Genomic DNA, 17,344 nt, shown 5'->3' on the forward strand with positions numbered 1-17,344 from the left:
TTACCATATAGAATCTATATTTATTATTTTCCATTCACCATTATCATTCTTTTCGAACATAAATGAATACTTAATATCAGTTAAAACATACTCTTTTTGCACATATCCAGTATTGCCGTTAATTGTCGATATTTTTATATATCCATCATTTTGCACTTTTTCTGGAATCCAAGCTTTTACCATTTCATTAGATACTTCATATAAAACTTGTGATTCTCGTTTTGGTTCAGCAAAAATTTTTGTTTTATTTCCAGTAATAGTTGCATATATAAAATGCGCTTGCTTTGGTTGGTTACTTTCTGTCAATCCACTTGGTACTTTGTATACTTTTTTTGTATCATTTGCAAATTCTCCTCCCATTGTAAGAGCGACTTGCAACTCATGAAAAATATCTTCATCAAACTTCAATTCATCCTTCTTATAACTCTTCCCTTTAAATAGAACTTCATCATTTAATGCTCTATACAAATCATTTTCATTTTTTGAATTTGTGCTTTGATATAAATCATTCATAAATGGTTTTAATGATGGATCTTGAGCAGATTCATCTTTTGTTTTCGGCTTAATTTGAGTACTACTTTGTACCGGTGATTTATTATCATCAAGCCAAGGTTGTTGAACAATAAAAAATAACATTGTACAAACCAAAACAACTACAACAGGCAATGCTTTTTTACGAAATGGTCTCTTATTTGTTACAGAATCTACTTCACTATTTTGATATACCGATTGCTTTATTTTATAAATAAATTCTTCTTCATCTTTCCGATGCTCCATTGGGCCTTTTTTCAATTTACTATACCAGTCAGGATTTTTTTTACTGTTCATCACTTCTACCCTCCCCTATTAGTTTTGAAACTTTACTTCTCGCTCGGCTTAATCTAGATTTTACTGTTCCAATTGATACACCTAATGTTTCAGCCATTTCTTCATAAGATAATTCATATTTCGCGTCCAATATTAGTATTTCACGGTGTTTTTTAGGTAGTTTTAATACAACTTCCCACACTTCATTTAGTTCCTCTTGCTTAAAAAACTCTTGTTCTGCCGAGGCAGACTGCTTATCGTCACTAAAAAACCCCACTAAAGATATCCTTTTAAAATAAGAGGATTTCAAATAGTTTATTGCTGTATTTCTTGTGATTTTTAATATCCACGTTTTAATAGATGACTCCTTTCGAAACGAATGCCAATGTTTAAAAACCTTTATAAAGACATCTTGTGTGATGTCATCTGATAAGTGTGGATCTTTCGTAATAATAAATGAATAATTCCATACATCTTGCCAATAGTCTTTAATAACATAGTCAAGCTCATCATGATTACATTTTTCAATAAACTTCTGTTCCATTTCCACACCTCAAACTTATTTGAATAAACATAAAACTGCCCTCACTTTTAATATGGTTTCAATATATAGACATGATACAAGATTCATTTGTTCCATTGTTTATCTTTTTTTGATAGAAGAATTCTCCTGAAAAATGTAAAGGTGTGCAATACATTTCATTACTTAATCACCTTTACATTCTTTTTTATGACAGGCTCCAAAAAACAAGTAATGCATACAATGTTAAAAATTCACTCGTAAAAATCTGATTATGATTTTTAAAATTTCACGCAACACCCGATTTGTATCACCTATTTTTCTAAGAGCATACTTATTGGTGTGCTCTATTTATTTTTTTCTAAATAACTCTTTTATTAAAGCTTACAATCATCCTCGTTTGTCTATTTCAATTTGTTCTTCTCTTATATTTACTATTAGCAACACCAAGATTTCAAATATGAAAATAAAAATGAACAAGTTTTTTATCACCAGCTGTATTAGTACCTGTCCCAATCAGACTTGCACTTCCGACTGAATCCTCTAGTTTTAAATCAGTATTTAGGGCAAACTACCAATCAGCCCGTACTTGCAAACAATGAAAATGATGCGATATCAACTTTCTAGAGCCACAATAACATAGAAAAAGCATTCTCAATTAGGGAGAATGCTTTTTTTGAAACTTAATTGTTCTTTGTTTTGCCCCATTTATACCTTTGAGTTAAGCATACATATAATAAATGTAGTAATAGATTTCACCTTATACTTAAGTGTTATTTCTGAAAAATATGTTTTACTTTTTCGCCGGGAACATTACTCCCCCCTCTTCCTTTTACGTCTTCAATCATCATGGTAACAATCATGTCTGGTGCATTTGCATCAAACGCTGCAAACCATCCAAGTTCTTTTCCGTCTGCTTCTTTCGACTCCTTCAGTTCTGCTGTACCGGTTTTACCAGCAAGAGTTACACCATCAACCTTTGCAATTCTCCCAGCGCCATCAGGGTCATTAATGACTTTTATTAATGCACTCTTTACTATCTCTTGATTCTTTTTAGAAAGTACATTTTCTTTCCAATTCCCCGCTACTTTTACTTCTTTTAACAGATGAGGCGACGGAATATTCCCTTCATTCACAATCGGTGCATATGTTAATGCTAAATGAAGTGGCGTCATTAATACTTGTCCTTGTCCATATCCTGTGTCTGCTAGTTGAATATCGTTTTTTATCCCATCTTTTGCAATTGTTGAAATAGGAAATTCGTATTCGATTGGTAATTTTTCATGAAATCCGTATTTCTTAAATTCACTTACATACTGATCTTTCCCCATTTTCAAAGCTTGTTGAGCAAAATAAATATTATCAGAGTACTTCATTGCCTTATCAAAATCAATTGGACTAGCTTCCTTCACGCGTGTTATATAATAATTTCCCCACGATGAATCTTTTGTCCATTTTAATCCTTGAATTTTAAATTCTTCTTTAGGATTTATAGTTTTCGTTTCCAAACCAATTGCACCTGTAATCGTTTTAAATACAGAACCTGGTACAAATGCTTTTGTGAAGCGATTCATCATTGGCAGTTTCGAGTCGTTATTCCATGCTTCTCTTTGGGCTTTTGACGCTCCTCTAACTATTATATTTGGATTATAAGCAGGGCTACTTACAAGTGCGATTGTTTCACCCGTTTTAGGATTGACCGCTGCACTAGATCCTGCTTCATTTTTCATCTCATTAAAGATTTTTTCTTGAATTGCAGCATCAATTGTTAACGTAACATTTTCCCCTTCTTTTGCTTCTTTTTTTGCTACGTTTTTAATCTCTTTACCGTTCTCATCTTCCATAAATACGCGTCCACCCTTTTCACCACGCAATTTATTCTCTAATACTTTTTCTAAACCTGTCTTACCCACTAAATCATCTGCTTGATAACCTTTTTTTTGAAGCGATTTTAACTCCTCTGCATTCACCTTTCCTATATATCCTGTTAAGTGTGCCGCTGCTTCTCCTAATGGATACGTACGAATATTTACTGGACGAGATGAAACTCCTTCTAATTCAATATAATCATTCTGCCTGGTTCCCTCTTTTAAAATACCAATTGGTACAAAGGAATCTGGTTTTATCCATTTCGCTGCGAGCTTCTGATCGACCTCTTCTATAGACATATCAAGTAATTGCGCTACTATTTCTTTCGTTTGCGCTGCCGTTTCACCTAGTTTCTCTGGAATTATTCCAACCTCAGACGCTTTACCGTTCGTTGCGAGCCCTTTTCCATTTCGATCATATATTTCTCCGCGTTTTCCTTGTTCTATTTGCATACGTACTTTGTAATCTTTTTTCATTCCTGGGAAAATGAAGTCTGGCGTCCAATCTATTTTCCAAGATTCCTTTTCTTTCACAAGTTCTGCTTCATGGATGAATGAAACTGTTCCTCCATCCGTATCCATTTTAACTTCAAAAAGAAAACGTTCTTTATCTTTCGTATTCTCTCCTTTCGTTTTAATTTTTAAATTCTGAACTCCAATACCTTCATAGATTTTTTCATATTTCTCGGTGAAATCCTTTTTAGAGATCGTCTTTTTTGCATGTTCTGATAAATGTTCATACATATTTGCAAATTTTTTATCATTCCATAAATTAATATATTCTTCAAACGCCTGTTTTGGCGGTTCGTTTTTATTACACCCTACTAACATAACTGCGAAACAAATGAAAAACAGCATCCATAATTTTTTCAATTCAATCTTCTCCCTTAGTTAAAAATGATTATTCCTTTCTTAAAATATTAAATAAAAAATGTTTTATCGCTTAATAGACAGTGTAAGTAATGAAATAGTTCCACATTTGCAAAAAGAATTAACTTTATTGTTAAACTGCATTCAAAAAAGGAATCCTTATAGCAAGGATTCCTTAGCAGAGAATAATAAAAATATAAACAATAAAGTGAAACGTTAATCAGTGGGGGTTTTGTTCATCCCCCACTGATTATTAGCCTTCACCAATCGGGCTTTTACGGGCAGCCCGACCCCCACCTAACTTCTTTGCTTCCGCTGAATTTTGAGGTGGGGGGTCTTACTGCCCGTTAATGCGGGTAAGTATAATTTATAGGTGCCCTACATCCTTCTTTTTCTCATTAAAAACCCCTGCGCTGTATGCGACAGGGATTTCTGACGGTATCATCATAGTTCATTCTATAGCTTATTTAGAAGAGTCATGTACATGCAAACTACTAAAAATCAATTCAGCAACTTTTACATATCCTTTTGAGTTTGGATGAATGAAATCCGTAGACCAAAGCGTATTGTCATTAACTAAATGATGATTCCAAAAGTCAACATGATGAAGCTTATACTCTCTACTCAGTGAAAGTATAACTTCATTTGCCTCTAATAATTGTTCTTTTACTACTTGTTTTTTTTCAGAAGGAAATGGAAGCCTAACAGTAAAATCTGGAAGGTTTGCTATCATAATATCAGCGCCTGCTTTACTTAATGTGTCTATCATAAATTCCATATCGTTCTTATATGCATCATGATTCCAACGTCCTTTTAAAACATCATTTGCACCTGCAATGAGACTAACCAAATCTGGATTAAAAGTTAATGCCTTTTCCAATTGCTGCGAGCGAATTTCTTCAGTTACTAACCCACGCTTTGCAAAATTAGCATATTCTATATCGTTTTCACACAGTTGAACAAAATGATCTACCCAGCTTTTTAATGCTATTCCCTCAACTTCATCCCCTATCCCCTCTGTAAAACTATCACCAATTGCTACAAATCGCTTCCACATATGTATTCCCCCTTTATTATTAACCATATCTATACTATACAATAGCTCACACCGTAATTGTTATTTCTAAGTGGTTTTCGTTTTCAATTATATTCCACTTTACTATATTTACATTTAGAATCCTAAATTGACCGATTCCTAAGTATACTTAGGAATCAGTCATATTCGTATATTTACTAAAGAAATAAAATCTCTCTAGGAATTATACTTTTTTCAAAAAATTTGTTGTTCTTTGTTTTGCCCAGTTGATACATTTCTTTTCGATTAAATGATACGAAACTATAGAAAAAAGTAGTGACATTATAATGCACAAAGTGAGCAGGAAAAAAATAGGTATCTTTGTATACAAAAGTTTAAATAGTACCATCATGATTGGAAAATGACACAAATAGATACTGTATGAAATTTCTCCTAAATATACAAATACACTCTTATTTAAAAATGCTTTTATTTTTAGGTTACTCATAGCCATTATAATAAATATACTAACCCCCATTACGACACCCCAATCTTTGAATAAGAAAGTAGTATCATTACGGAAAAAACCATAAATTAAAATGGAATATAAATATAGAATAATCCCTAATGCAATAAGAAATCCTTTTTTATATTTTTTCATATTTTGATATAAGTAAATAAGTTTTTCCTGATACTTAAAAAGTAACATTCCAACCATAAACATAGATGTGAAATGCAGTGTATCGGCATAACCATTATAAAATCCCTCTGCTTTCCCAATATGCAACATATTAAGGAAAACACTAATTAAAGAAAAGCTCAAAGCAATTAATATCGTTTTCTTCCAACTCAGTTTATAAAAAAGAAGGAATAACAAAGGAAATACAATCGATATACGCATTTCTTGAGCCAATGACCAAATAACTGGATTGTAATTTTCCGTAAAAAAGTTATTAAGAAGCACAATGTGGTTTATAATATCTATTTTTGTTATAGACCCTTGCCACCTATCATAGAACCAATCCCGTAGTCCTGCCACCTCATACGGTGAAAACAAAATAAATAACGCAAAGGTAATGATTATCCAAAAATAGTAAGGAATATAAATTCTTACAAATCGCTTAATTAAATATCCCCAATAATTTGTTTTTGAATGATAAAGTGCCATAGATAACACAAAACCACTCAGTACATAAAAAACGATTACCGCTTCTCCACCCGCCCATAAAAACCTAAGCGGGGAAAATTTAATAGAATTAGGCAACGATGGTAGCATTAAACAAAAATGTCCAAATACCACTGTAAGTGCCGCTAACCCTCGTATGGAATCTAATTCTTTTATTCTCTTACTCATAAAATATTCTCCTTGTAAATTGTAAATTTTGCTGTTAATAAAGGCCACTATACTAGTGTAGTGGGAGAATCGTACATATTCTTTCTTTAAATCTCTAATATAAGCAGTACAAACTCAATCTATGCATCTATTTTCTAGCATCCATTTCTTTATATAATTAATTTAAAACAAAATATTTAATAGAAAGAAAAGATTTTATTAAATTTTTATAAAATTTAATAACAGAAATAAGTACCAGGTATCAATTTTTATTTTCACCTGATGGAATAATGAATGTTCTTTCATCATGTAACTTTATTAAACTAACCTTGCATCAGAACCCTTTGAATCTAAATATTCATAATAAACGCCATCCTTCCTGTATGGAGTGAACCCTGGGAATGAGACGATAAAAAACACCTCTCTAAATCGTAAGTATCAGTTATGATTTTAATGGAGGTGTTTTTCGTATGGGGAAAAAGGTGCATTATCCCGCCGAAATAAAGTGGAAAGTAGTTGAAATGAAACACCAAGGATTCAAAAATAAAGAAATTATGGATGCCTTAGGAATTAGACATGTGGCTCAAATTAAAACTTGGATGAAATGGTATCGTGAAGGCGAAACCTATCGGTTTGAACAATCTATTGTAAGACAATCTGCACATGGAAAAGGCTTAAAAAGGTTAACAGAACTTGAACAAAAAGAATTAGAAATACGTTATTTAAAGGCAAAGATTATATTGCTGGAAAAGTGCCAAGAAATCTTAAGGAGGTGGGAGGAAAAGAAGAAATAATGAAAATGATAAAGGAATGGCAATCAATTTTTACAATTGCAGAACTGTGTTCCATATTTAATATTTCACGTGCTACTTATTATCGTTGGAAAAAGCAGGAGAAAACAGTAACTAACCATGAAGAAAAAACCGTAATAGAAATATGTCAACATCATAAATATCGGTATGGATATCGTCGGGTTACAGCTTGTCTACGTGATCAATTTAACATCGTAATGAATCATAAAAAAGTATTACGTATCATGAGAAAATACAACGTATTATCTCGGGTTAGAAAAAAGAAAAAGATATTTGTACTCGGTCATGAACCAGTGGTAGCTAAAAATAGAATACAACGGAGATTTAAAGCTACCAAGCCTAATGAAAAATGGTTCACTGATATCACATATTTGATGTTCGGCAATAAGACTCTTTATTTTTCATCTATTATAGATGGGTTTAACAATGAAATTGTAAGTTATAAAATAGCTGAGACACAGGATGTTTCTCTTGTATTAGATACTCTAAAAGAGGCTTTAAAAAAGCGAAATGTGATTGATACGATTTTACATTCGGATCAAGGAAAGGTGTATACATCAAAACAATTTCAAACATATGCCAAAGAAAAAGGCATTATCACAAGCATGTCTCGTACAGGAAACTGCCATGATAATGCCCTCATAGAATCCTTTCATTCTCATTTGAAATCCGAAGGATTCTATGCGCAAAATATAAAACAATCGAATAATGCTAGTATAATACAAACTGTGGATGAATACATCCACTACTATAATAATGAACGGATTCAGAGAAAATTAGATAATATGTCACCTATAGCTTATAGGAAACATGTTATCTAGGTGTTTTTTCTTTGTCTCACCAAATGGGGCCAGACCACTGTATATTTCTACAAAAAGAATAGCGTTTTTTGATTATATGGATACAAATTTATTTTAGCTTAATTGCAATACGAAAAGTTCCGAAGAACCAAATTTGAGAATTAATACAATCTTCCATTCCAAGCTACCCTCATAAGAATCTATAGTACTTTGAAACTTTTTGTTCCAGATTACTATTTAGTTTTATCCTATAAAGTTAGCTTTTTACTATATCAACCGCACTATCCCACATACCACTAAAGAAAGATCCGATTTGGCGCATAAAACGTGTAAACCAATTTGCTTGTTCTACATCAGATTTTGTTACAAGGTCTATTTGTAATGATTTACCTGATAAGAACCCAGGATCTATATTATCTTTAGGCGAGATAATCATTTTACTAATTGTTACACCTTTTTTAATAGGCGCTTCTTGTTCTTTATTCGATACTTTAAATTCTTTTTTATAAACGTCATTGTTGCCCTTCGGCATTGGAAGTGCAACAGCTTGTTTCGTTTGAACTACTACATCTTTATCTTTTGCATTTGCTACTCGAACTGTTTCATGTCCTTTTACTACTGCATCTTTTCCGTAGACATTCTTCACTTCAAAATTCGCAAATCCATAATCGTATAATTTCTTTGTTTCATCAAAACGTGCTGTATGAGATTTTGCTTTTATCACTACAGAAATTAGGCGCATACCATTTCTTTCTACTGTACCAGTGAAACAATCTCCCGCTTCTGGAGTCGTTCCTGTTTTCAAACCATCTACACCTTCATATTGCTTAATTAAACCTTTTAACATCCAATTAAAGTTCGCCATATCAATTGGATATTTACCACCCTCTTGGAATGTTTTTTTAGGAATTTTTGCTGTATTTAATATTTGGGGGAAATCTTGAATAAGACGTTGTGCTAAAATTGCACAATCCCTTGCAGACATTTTATTTTTCTCGTCTAGAGTTGTCCCTTCTGGGTGATATCCTTTTAAATCTTGATTTGTTAAGCCTGTAGAGTTTACAAATTTATAATCTTTCATTCCAAACTCTTTTGACTTATCGTTCATCATTTTTACAAAATTGACTTCTTTACCAGCAATCTCTTCAACTAAAGCAATTGTTGCACCATTTGCAGAGTAAATTGCCATTGCCTCATATAACTCTTTTACCGTATAAGAGCCACCATTTTCTAATGGAACGTTTGATAATGAACGATCTTGCGAAATCTTATGTGCATATTCAGAGATTTTAACTTTTTGATCCCATTTAAGTTTTCCTTTATCTACCGCTTCATGCACTAAGTATTCGCTCATCATTTTTGTCATACTAGCAATTGCCAATGATTCATCTGCATTTTTTTGATATAAAATTTTTCCGGAATTTGCCTCTATTAAAATTGCTGATCCTGCTTCAACGTCTATAGCAGGAACTGTTTCCGCTGATGCTCTTCCAGATGTAACAACAATGCTACAAAATAGTGCAAGCACTGTTACTATTGCAATAAATCTCTTGCAAAACATACCTTTCACTTCTGTTACCTCCAATATCTTTGTACTCAAAAAACGTTCTTCTAACATAATCCTCAAAAAATAGACAGTGTTATCAAATTCTATATACATATAAGACGTTAGGATAACTTTCATATAGACCATCTCATCAAACCCTTTTAGGACAATGACACTTCGTACTCCCACACACATCCCTCTTTTTAATACCTTCGTATTTTTCAAAATGATCCGTACTTTCATATTTTTTAGGATTACACTTAATAGACAATCTAAATAATACATTTGTTCCACATTTACAAAAAATAAAACAAGTGTGTCCCGATTAAATATCGAGACACACTGGTAATCAAGCATTCGTTTATTAGCTATCAAGGATTTTAATTATTCAATTCAGCTATTTGCTAGACTTATATTAGAGATAAATTTCCTTTAGTCTAAACTATTAGTTTTTTGTAATAAAAAAACTACACCCTATACTGGATGTAGTTTTTCTAACTGATTTATTTATTTTTCACTTCATTTTTATAAAAAGCAAATAATGGTTCGATGGATGGACTAGATAAAAGAGGAATTGCCTTCTCAATCAATTCCCTATCCCAATCAAACCAACGCATTTCCATTAACATGTTTATTTCTATATCAGTGAATCGTTTCTTTATTTCCTTAGCAGGATTTCCACCAACTATTGTATACGACGGAACATCTTTACTTACGACAGATCCTGCCGCAACAATTGCACCTTCACCGATTGTAACGCCAGGCATTATTATAGCATTCATACCAATCCAGGCATCGCTTTTAATGACTGTATCACCCTTCGGTTCATATGATTGTTCTATTTGCTCAATGAATGGATAAACTGTAATCCATTCAGGGTGATGATTATGATTCCCACCCATTAAAATGACAACTCCACTTGCAATACAAACATAATTTCCAATAATGAGTTTATCAAGTTGCCAACCCATCTGTTCAATTGGATTGAACAGTACTCGAGACTTAGCATCGCCCCATAAATATCTAACGCAACCATCTTCAAAATTTTGATCGCCATAATATCCTGAATAATAGGAGTACTCTCCTACTTCAATAAGTGGATTTGTTACTATATCTTTTAAATACTTCGTTTCAGACCAATGATTATATAATGGATGCTTCATAATTACATTCCTCGCTTCTAAGTATGGTAGATTTAATAATTTACTTAGAAGCTTAATACGACAGCTACATTTTTAAACTTTTTCAAACGACGAATCATTATCTTCAAGCCTTTCTTTTATACTAAAAAAAGCATACCGCAATACATTACACTAGTCAAATTGTTTAATTTTGAACACATCTTAAACAGCGTAATACTGTAATAAGAACATTAAAACACTCTGACTTTGATACAAATAATATATTGATTACATTTAGTTCATATTTTGTAAAAAAATTTTAATTGCCATGACAAAGCAAACAATAACCACTATTGGTCGTATTAATGACGTCCCTTTTGTAAGCACCATCTTTGCCCCAATATATGACCCTATAATTTGACCAAGCATCATAATCAGCCCAATTGTCCAATCAATTTGGCCAAAAATAATAAAATATAACAAAGCAGCGAAATTACTAGTAAAATTCAAAATCTTAGCATTTGCAGTTGCTCTTGTAGCACTATATCCACATAAAAGAATGAAAGCTAAAGCAATTAAGCTACCTGTTCCTGGGCCGAAGAAACCATCATAAAATCCAAGGAATGGAGCCACTGTTAACGCAAATAACAACATACTTATTTTTCTCGGTCGATCTTCGTTTGCTATATTTGGAGATAATAGAAAATAAAGACCAATAATAATAAGTAAGAAAGGTAATATCATGATTAAATATTCTGCTCGTATCTGTAAAATAAGCCATCCACCCAAAATAGATCCAAAAAAGGTCATTAAGATGGACAAACGCATTTCTTTGAGATTAATTTCTTTCTTCTTAATAAAAATCACAGTTGCCATGAGGGTTCCGCTACTCCCTTGTAGTTTATTAGTTGCTATCGCTACAGAAGGAGACATACCTACTAATAACATTACTGGGATAGTTATCATACCACCGCCCCCAGCAATTGTATCTATCCATCCTGCTAAAATAGCTACTAAAAATAGTAATATGAGTAATTCAATAGTAAAATCCATATAAAGGAAATGGGAAGGTTTGAGCTATTACAGCCCAAACCTTCCCATTCTCCCTCCTCTCTTTAAACTAGTTTATGATATCTGTAAAGTAACTCTCTTTCTGGTCGCGTAATCGGCTGGAAACGTATTGCCTGCAAACAATTCTACGTCCATACTTATTATCACCAATCGGAATTTTATATTCTTCCTCCGATAACCTTTCTCTACCATGGGTTACATTTGTTTGCTTACCATAGTATGAATTTGGCATAATCAATAAATCTTCAGATGTAAGCGGGACTTTATAAGTAGGCATTGTCCGTAACAGTTCCAAAAACATGTCGAATTTTAACTTTTCTTCTTCACTTCCTCCCACATAAATCAATCTATTTTCTGCTCCATTCAAACAAGTTGCAATAATATCACCATTATCATCCAAAAATATAATTTGGTTTATTTCCCCTACGAATCCCGATATTTCACCATCCGCCATTCCTGCGATATGAGCAATAGGCATTTTACTTATCGCCAATATATCATCTTTACTGAAGTGATTTTCTTCAAGATGCTTTTGAAGTAATTTTGGTGTTCCAATATGAGTATTGGTTTTTAAATTTAACACTCCTTTTAATAAAAGAGCATCAACCCTCGTAAATTTGCCGCAAGTAATTTCCGAAACTATTAGTTCGACGGATTTATTAAGTCTATTCGATACAATGTCTAAATTCGTATTGAACGATTTCAATCTTTCTTCAATATGTAATTGATCTTTCATATCTGTATACACTGTCGCATCGTTATGTTGATAAAAGTTTCCGCCACCAGTGCTTGCACCGACATTTCGCAAAACTTCATCATTGTTTAAAGGGGAAATGAGATGAAATCTATTTTTCCCTGCATGTTCGGACGGATGAATCAAAGCATCATAATTAAAAAGTGTGGCAAAAAGCCATGTGACCCATTCAGCATAAAAATATTTTTTCATTCTATCGTGTTCGTTTTCACCATAATTAAAGCCTTTGCGATTTTCTCCAGGTAATAGGGTTTCCATAGGATCACACGGAATATTTTTAATAAGGATAGGCGGTACGTTTCCACCACAATTCGCTTCTTTTATCATATGAAGTAGTTTTTTTACATCTGAATTCGGAGTTTTCTTTGAATAGTCAATCAAACAAATGAGCCACTCTTTTGAAAAGCTTGCAGCTATTTCTTGATCACAAGTATAAGGATTATGAGTTTTTAATTCATTGTCTATCAGATTCTTGATTTTATCCTTTAATACATTAGGAATAGTAATTTCTTCAATTTCCGTAATCTGCAGTATTCCTTTATTCATTATAAAACCTCCGTTATTTTATTTTTCTACACCATATCTCCTGTTAAATGAACTACCCACTTCTTTTTTGCTCCTTTGCTTTTCGTCAGAACTATTAGAACCACCAATTTACAGATACTAAACGTGAATGATACGAGATTTCCTCTTAGTTACATTTCTCCAACGAATTCCCCTTGAATTAGCATATTTAATTTAAAAATCTAATTCATTTTCTAAAACTTTCCGAAAATCGAAATCAGAATTTTCTTCATACTAACAGTAAAAATATAACACGAAACCAAAAAATGTAAATAGTTAGGATTTTTTATAAAAAATAGTCAGACTACTTTTAGGATAATTCGCATTTCATTGGACCAGCTATTCCCCTCTATTTTATTTATAACAATTAAACAACCTGTCTTTGCAATAAAAAAAGTCCCCTGAATGATAGAGGACCTTCTTTACAAGTATATTTTATTTTAAAGTTCTTACTTATCTTTTATTTTAAAAGATATTGCTGTAACTTCTTTATTAACAGTTCTGTTCCCTCTGGACTTACAATAATCTTCCCATTCGCTAACGAAATATTCTTATCTGAAATATCACCTGTAATTGCACAAGCTTGCGAAGATTGATATTTCCGCAAAATAATCTGATCATCTTCCACAAACATTTCTAGCGCATCTTTTTCTACAATTCCTAAACTCCGTCTTATTTCCATTGGAATAACAATACGCCCCATACTATCTGCTTTACGAGTACTCCCTCTTGATTTCATAAAATGTCACCCTTTATTTTTATCTACTATTACAGGACTTATTTTAGCAATAAACAGCAATAAGGAATAGTTCGTATTACAGCACTTATTTTAACAGGAAATTCCAATAAGGAATAGCTCATATTAAAGCTTTCTCATGTTTATTTCTGGTTTTTAAAATATTTATCCTTGATTATCTTAATATATTGTTTTCTTTCTGTTAGTTCAAAAATAAATAAAGCCTTATTAATATAGTTAAAACCATCTTCACTAGATTGCTGAAGTTCTAATAAATTTGAACCTTTTTCGAAATTTAGTTCCCCTAATAAGTATAAACTATTTATATTAATGGCTAATTTAATACCTATATCACTGTACTTTATTGCTTCTACATGTTCATATGTAAGATGTAAACATTTTGTTAAGTTATAAATAATTCTTAATTTAATTTCTTTATTTCTAGGAAATTCTATCTTATTAAAATTACTTAAACATTTCTTTAATATGCCTATACTTTTTTCATATTCTCCATTTTCCGCATAGATTACTGCCATTGTATGCATAATATCTATTTCTCTTTCTGATAAAAAATCAGCATTGGTTACAGTTAGTTTTAATGCATGATTTAAAAGATTTAAAGCAGTTTTTGTTGATCTGTTCACCATAAATATAGCAATTGCTTCATGCCATAGTAGAAATTGTTTATTTTCTTTTGACTCGAAATTATTTTCGTTTTTCTCTTTTTTCACTATTTCATAAAGTTCTTCATATTGTTTTTGTTTTATGCAATCTCTTATTACATATTTTACGTTTTCTACATATTTTAATTTTTTATTTTGAGTTAGCGCAAATATATAATTCGGATCAACACCAAGTCTTTCAGATAATTGATACAACAATATGCTAGATGGATAAATAATACCTTTTTCTATCTTACTAATCTGACTTTGTGAACATATTCCCCGACATAGTTCAGATTGTGATATATTTTTTTTCTTTCTAAGTTCTTTAATAATAATACCGAGATTATAGAATTCCATTTCTCCCCCTCAAATGTAACAATTTATGAGTATAAGAATATTTTCCAACTTTTAATGTGATGTAAAATTAATATAGTTACAATTACTAATTATATTGATTTATAGTTTCTTTTACAAACTTGTATTAAAATGAGAGAAATTATTACAATTAAAGGGAATAAAGAGTATTGGATATGATTTTTCAGCTTTATTTCAAATAATAGTTTCTTTTGATTTTTATATGAATAATTTCGAAGGAGCTTATTTTATGAAAAGAATGTTAACCGAAAGAGAGTTAGAAGTGGCTATTTATGTAGCAAAAGGATTAACAGATGCAGAAATTTCCAAAAAGATATATATTAGCCCTAGAAGAATTTCAACGATAATTAATCATATTAAAGAAAAATGGCGTATTCATTCTAGAGTGGAATTAGGTATTTTAGTTTATCATTTTGGGTTTATAGATGCACCCTTATTTTCAAATAAAGAAAGTCATTTATTTGAAAAGATTGCACAATAATTGTCCAAGTATAATTCGTTTAAGTTACAAATAAAAACAGAAAAACCGCTGAACTTTTATTATTTATGGTAATTCTGCATTCTGAAGTTGATGGGCATGTATGGATTGTTAAAAAAAACATATAAATCTTATTCTTATAGATATTTTAGTAAGAATGATTGTACTAGAAACTTTTAAAAGGTGAAAACATACCTTTAAACAATGTTTCTTCCGCAACAGCAAGTATAGCTTTTCATTTAAAAAACCTATCATTTTGATTAAGATTTTTTCAAAAAGGGTAGGTTTCTTCAGTTTATAGGAAAGTTATACTAAACTCATAAAAAAATACAATAAAATAGGTAAAAATGCTATCGCGTCTTTACCTATCCTATGGATAAACAGATTCTCATAAGAAATAGACAACTTCCCAAAGAATTATAAATATATTATTTTAAATTAATTGGTTGTTGTTGAGTAATACAATGAATCATACCACCATTTTTATACAGCTCTCTTACATCTATCCCCAACACTTTACGATCAGGATAAAGTTTTTGAATCATCTCATTTGCTATTTTATCATTAGGATCATTATAGTTTGGAACTAAGATGACTTCATTCGCTATATAATAATTAATATAGGAACCTTTATAATCAAGCTTCTTCCCATTTTTTAATGTAACATTATTCTTACTTAGCGGTAGATATACATACTTGTACTTATTACCTGTAGCATCTTTTGCCTGCAGCAACTTGTTAATATCTTTGCCAGACGCTCCCCATTCAGCCAAATCTTTTTCTTTTAACGTTATAATAGTAGATTTATCGTGGAATTTGGCAAATCCATCAATATGAAAATCAGTAATATCTAAGTTAGGTGCTCCATCTAACCAAATAAAATTTGTTACCCCAAGTTCACTAAAATATTTTTCAATATCCTTTTCTAACAATTTAGCGTTCCTATTTTTATTCGTCACAGCACTTCTAGTTAATAAAACAGTTCCATTACCATCCAATTCAAATGCGCCACCTTCAAGAACAAATTTATTCCAATTTATTCTTTCAATGCCTAACTGATTGCTAAGATTCTCACGAAGACGAGCATCTTTCTTATATGGCGTTTTCTTTCCCCATCCGTTAAAGCCTGGATCTAATATCTTTAAATTTTTGTCATTATCGTAAACAAAAATTGGTCCAGTATCTCTAGCCCATACATCGTCAGTAGGTGCGATAAAGAAATCAATTTTCTCCATATTTACCCCTTGATCCGTTAGAACTTCAATAATTCTTTCTTTCTCTTCTTGATCATATGCAACAATATGAACTTTTTCTCCTTTGCTTAAAGATTCTGTCATTTGAATCCAAATCGGTTCTACTTCTTGCTGATATTTTGACCCGTATGTAAGTTCATGAGGCCATTGTAGCCATGTTCCTTCATGTTTGCTTTTTTCATCTGGCATTGTATACTTTCCTACTATTTTTTGCGCCTCTACTTTCTTCCTATCTTCTCTCTGCGGTTTTTCAATTTCCTTCGCCTGGACTTTCTCAATTCCCTTAATTTGAGCATAACCACTAATAATAGATGTGGTTAGTACAGCACTCATACACAATTTCGTTATTTTTTGCATTTCTTAACCTCCTTTTCTGTTCCACTGTAAACCTTTACATAGTGTTAAGGTCAAGCTTTTTTAATTAAATTATTACGTATGAAGCACGATTTAAATCGAACAATATCTTTCTGTGCAAAAAATCCACTCCGGGGGTGGTATGAAATGTTAACTTGATGAGCATGTGTAACTCCACCATTTATAAAAACTAATAATTGGAATGCATATAAAAAGGTTTAAGAATTAGCTTCTCTAACCTTTTTATATGCACTATTATGTTTATACCTCTAACATCAATCCTTTTGCCTTTTGCCTGTTCAACCTCATATAAATAACAAATAAGAATCAACAATTCCTACTATAATCACCATTGACCCCTATAACATCTCGCGCTTTTTTTCACTTGTTATCTTTTCTGCT

14 protein-coding genes are annotated in these 17,344 nt (G+C 31.7%); 2 read left to right on the forward strand and 12 right to left on the reverse strand.

The genetic code is table 11. The features are described from left to right. The 5 genes from A6J74_RS04600 to A6J74_RS04620 form a co-directional block, all read right to left on the reverse strand. Positions 1-828, reverse strand: coding sequence for an SH3 domain-containing protein (locus A6J74_RS04600; protein WP_001086152.1), 828 nt, complete (start codon positions 826-828; stop codon positions 1-3). After that, entirely contained in the window at positions 818-1,351 is a 534-nt protein-coding gene (locus A6J74_RS04605) for an RNA polymerase sigma factor (protein WP_000435490.1), read from the reverse strand. The genes A6J74_RS04600 and A6J74_RS04605 overlap by 11 nt, the downstream gene beginning before the upstream one ends. A gap of 749 nt (positions 1,352-2,100) precedes the next feature. Beyond that, positions 2,101-4,068, reverse strand: a complete 1,968-nt coding sequence (locus tag A6J74_RS04610; protein ID WP_000737734.1) for a penicillin-binding transpeptidase domain-containing protein — start codon at positions 4,066-4,068, stop codon at positions 2,101-2,103. Positions 4,069-4,528: 460 nt separating this feature from the next. After that, complete coding sequence (locus tag A6J74_RS04615) at positions 4,529-5,149, reverse strand: SGNH/GDSL hydrolase family protein (protein ID WP_002050274.1); 621 nt, start codon at positions 5,147-5,149, stop codon at positions 4,529-4,531. 175 nt (positions 5,150-5,324) lie between these two features. Continuing rightward, positions 5,325-6,434, reverse strand: coding sequence for an acyltransferase family protein (locus A6J74_RS04620; RefSeq protein WP_000044180.1), 1,110 nt, complete (start codon positions 6,432-6,434; stop codon positions 5,325-5,327). A gap of 449 nt (positions 6,435-6,883) precedes the next feature. On the opposite strand from A6J74_RS04620, the gene A6J74_RS04625 reads away from it, so the two are divergent. After that, positions 6,884-8,046, forward strand: a protein-coding gene (locus tag A6J74_RS04625) for an IS3 family transposase (RefSeq protein ID WP_087963640.1) whose coding sequence is annotated in 2 segments (ribosomal slippage) — positions 6,884-7,151 and positions 7,151-8,046 — 1,164 coding nt in all. Because the reading frame shifts where the segments join, the coding sequence is not laid out codon by codon here. A gap of 235 nt (positions 8,047-8,281) precedes the next feature. Here A6J74_RS04625 and A6J74_RS04630 read toward each other — a convergent pair. The 6 genes from A6J74_RS04630 to A6J74_RS04655 form a co-directional block, all read right to left on the reverse strand. Then, on the reverse strand, positions 8,282-9,595 hold the full coding sequence (locus A6J74_RS04630; RefSeq protein WP_033658416.1) for a D-alanyl-D-alanine carboxypeptidase family protein: 1,314 nt from the start codon (positions 9,593-9,595) through the stop codon (positions 8,282-8,284). 479 nt (positions 9,596-10,074) lie between these two features. Next, entirely contained in the window at positions 10,075-10,734 is a 660-nt protein-coding gene (locus tag A6J74_RS04635) for a CatB-related O-acetyltransferase (RefSeq protein ID WP_000682552.1), read from the reverse strand. A gap of 252 nt (positions 10,735-10,986) precedes the next feature. Continuing rightward, positions 10,987-11,745 (reverse strand): TSUP family transporter, encoded by a 759-nt coding sequence (locus A6J74_RS04640; protein ID WP_000347979.1) that lies wholly within the window; start codon positions 11,743-11,745, stop codon positions 10,987-10,989. 67 nt (positions 11,746-11,812) lie between these two features. Next, positions 11,813-13,063 carry a hypothetical protein gene (locus A6J74_RS04645; RefSeq protein WP_001032371.1) on the reverse strand — a complete coding sequence of 417 codons (1,251 nt, stop codon included), beginning with the start codon at positions 13,061-13,063 and terminating at the stop codon, positions 11,813-11,815. Positions 13,064-13,541: 478 nt separating this feature from the next. Further along, positions 13,542-13,820, reverse strand: coding sequence for an AbrB/MazE/SpoVT family DNA-binding domain-containing protein (locus A6J74_RS04650; protein WP_000842219.1), 279 nt, complete (start codon positions 13,818-13,820; stop codon positions 13,542-13,544). A 140-nt stretch (positions 13,821-13,960) separates the two neighbouring features. Next, entirely contained in the window at positions 13,961-14,839 is an 879-nt protein-coding gene (locus A6J74_RS04655; protein ID WP_000397971.1) for a helix-turn-helix domain-containing protein, read from the reverse strand. A gap of 247 nt (positions 14,840-15,086) precedes the next feature. On the opposite strand from A6J74_RS04655, the gene A6J74_RS04660 reads away from it, so the two are divergent. Next, entirely contained in the window at positions 15,087-15,338 is a 252-nt protein-coding gene (locus A6J74_RS04660; protein WP_000827556.1) for a response regulator transcription factor, read from the forward strand. 425 nt (positions 15,339-15,763) lie between these two features. Here the strand turns inward: A6J74_RS04660 and A6J74_RS04665 are convergent, their stop codons facing one another. After that, positions 15,764-16,945 carry an agmatine deiminase family protein gene (locus A6J74_RS04665; protein ID WP_001169635.1) on the reverse strand — a complete coding sequence of 394 codons (1,182 nt, stop codon included), beginning with the start codon at positions 16,943-16,945 and terminating at the stop codon, positions 15,764-15,766. Positions 16,946-17,344: the final 399 nt, after the last annotated feature.

Origin of the sequence: Bacillus sp. FDAARGOS_235 (assembly GCF_002073415.2) — a bacterium.
Taxonomy (GTDB): Bacteria; Bacillota; Bacilli; order Bacillales; family Bacillaceae_G; genus Bacillus_A; species Bacillus_A toyonensis.

Excerpts from the sequence above, each read along its gene's own strand:
- A6J74_RS04600 (WP_001086152.1), bottom strand. The coding sequence starts at position 828 with ATGAACAGTAAAAAAAATCCTGACTGGTATAGTAAATTGAAAAAAGGC.
- A6J74_RS04605 (WP_000435490.1), bottom strand. The coding sequence starts at position 1,351 with ATGGAACAGAAGTTTATTGAAAAATGTAATCATGATGAGCTTGACTAT.
- A6J74_RS04615 (WP_002050274.1), bottom strand. The coding sequence starts at position 5,149 with ATGGTTAATAATAAAGGGGGAATACATATGTGGAAGCGATTTGTAGCA.
- A6J74_RS04620 (WP_000044180.1), bottom strand. The coding sequence starts at position 6,434 with ATGAGTAAGAGAATAAAAGAATTAGATTCCATACGAGGGTTAGCGGCA.
- A6J74_RS04635 (WP_000682552.1), bottom strand. The coding sequence starts at position 10,734 with ATGAAGCATCCATTATATAATCATTGGTCTGAAACGAAGTATTTAAAA.
- A6J74_RS04640 (WP_000347979.1), bottom strand. The coding sequence starts at position 11,745 with ATGGATTTTACTATTGAATTACTCATATTACTATTTTTAGTAGCTATT.
- A6J74_RS04645 (WP_001032371.1), bottom strand. The coding sequence starts at position 13,063 with ATGAATAAAGGAATACTGCAGATTACGGAAATTGAAGAAATTACTATT.
- A6J74_RS04650 (WP_000842219.1), bottom strand. The coding sequence starts at position 13,820 with ATGAAATCAAGAGGGAGTACTCGTAAAGCAGATAGTATGGGGCGTATT.
- A6J74_RS04655 (WP_000397971.1), bottom strand. The coding sequence starts at position 14,839 with ATGGAATTCTATAATCTCGGTATTATTATTAAAGAACTTAGAAAGAAA.
- A6J74_RS04660 (WP_000827556.1), top strand. The coding sequence starts at position 15,087 with ATGAAAAGAATGTTAACCGAAAGAGAGTTAGAAGTGGCTATTTATGTA.
- A6J74_RS04665 (WP_001169635.1), bottom strand. The coding sequence starts at position 16,945 with ATGCAAAAAATAACGAAATTGTGTATGAGTGCTGTACTAACCACATCT.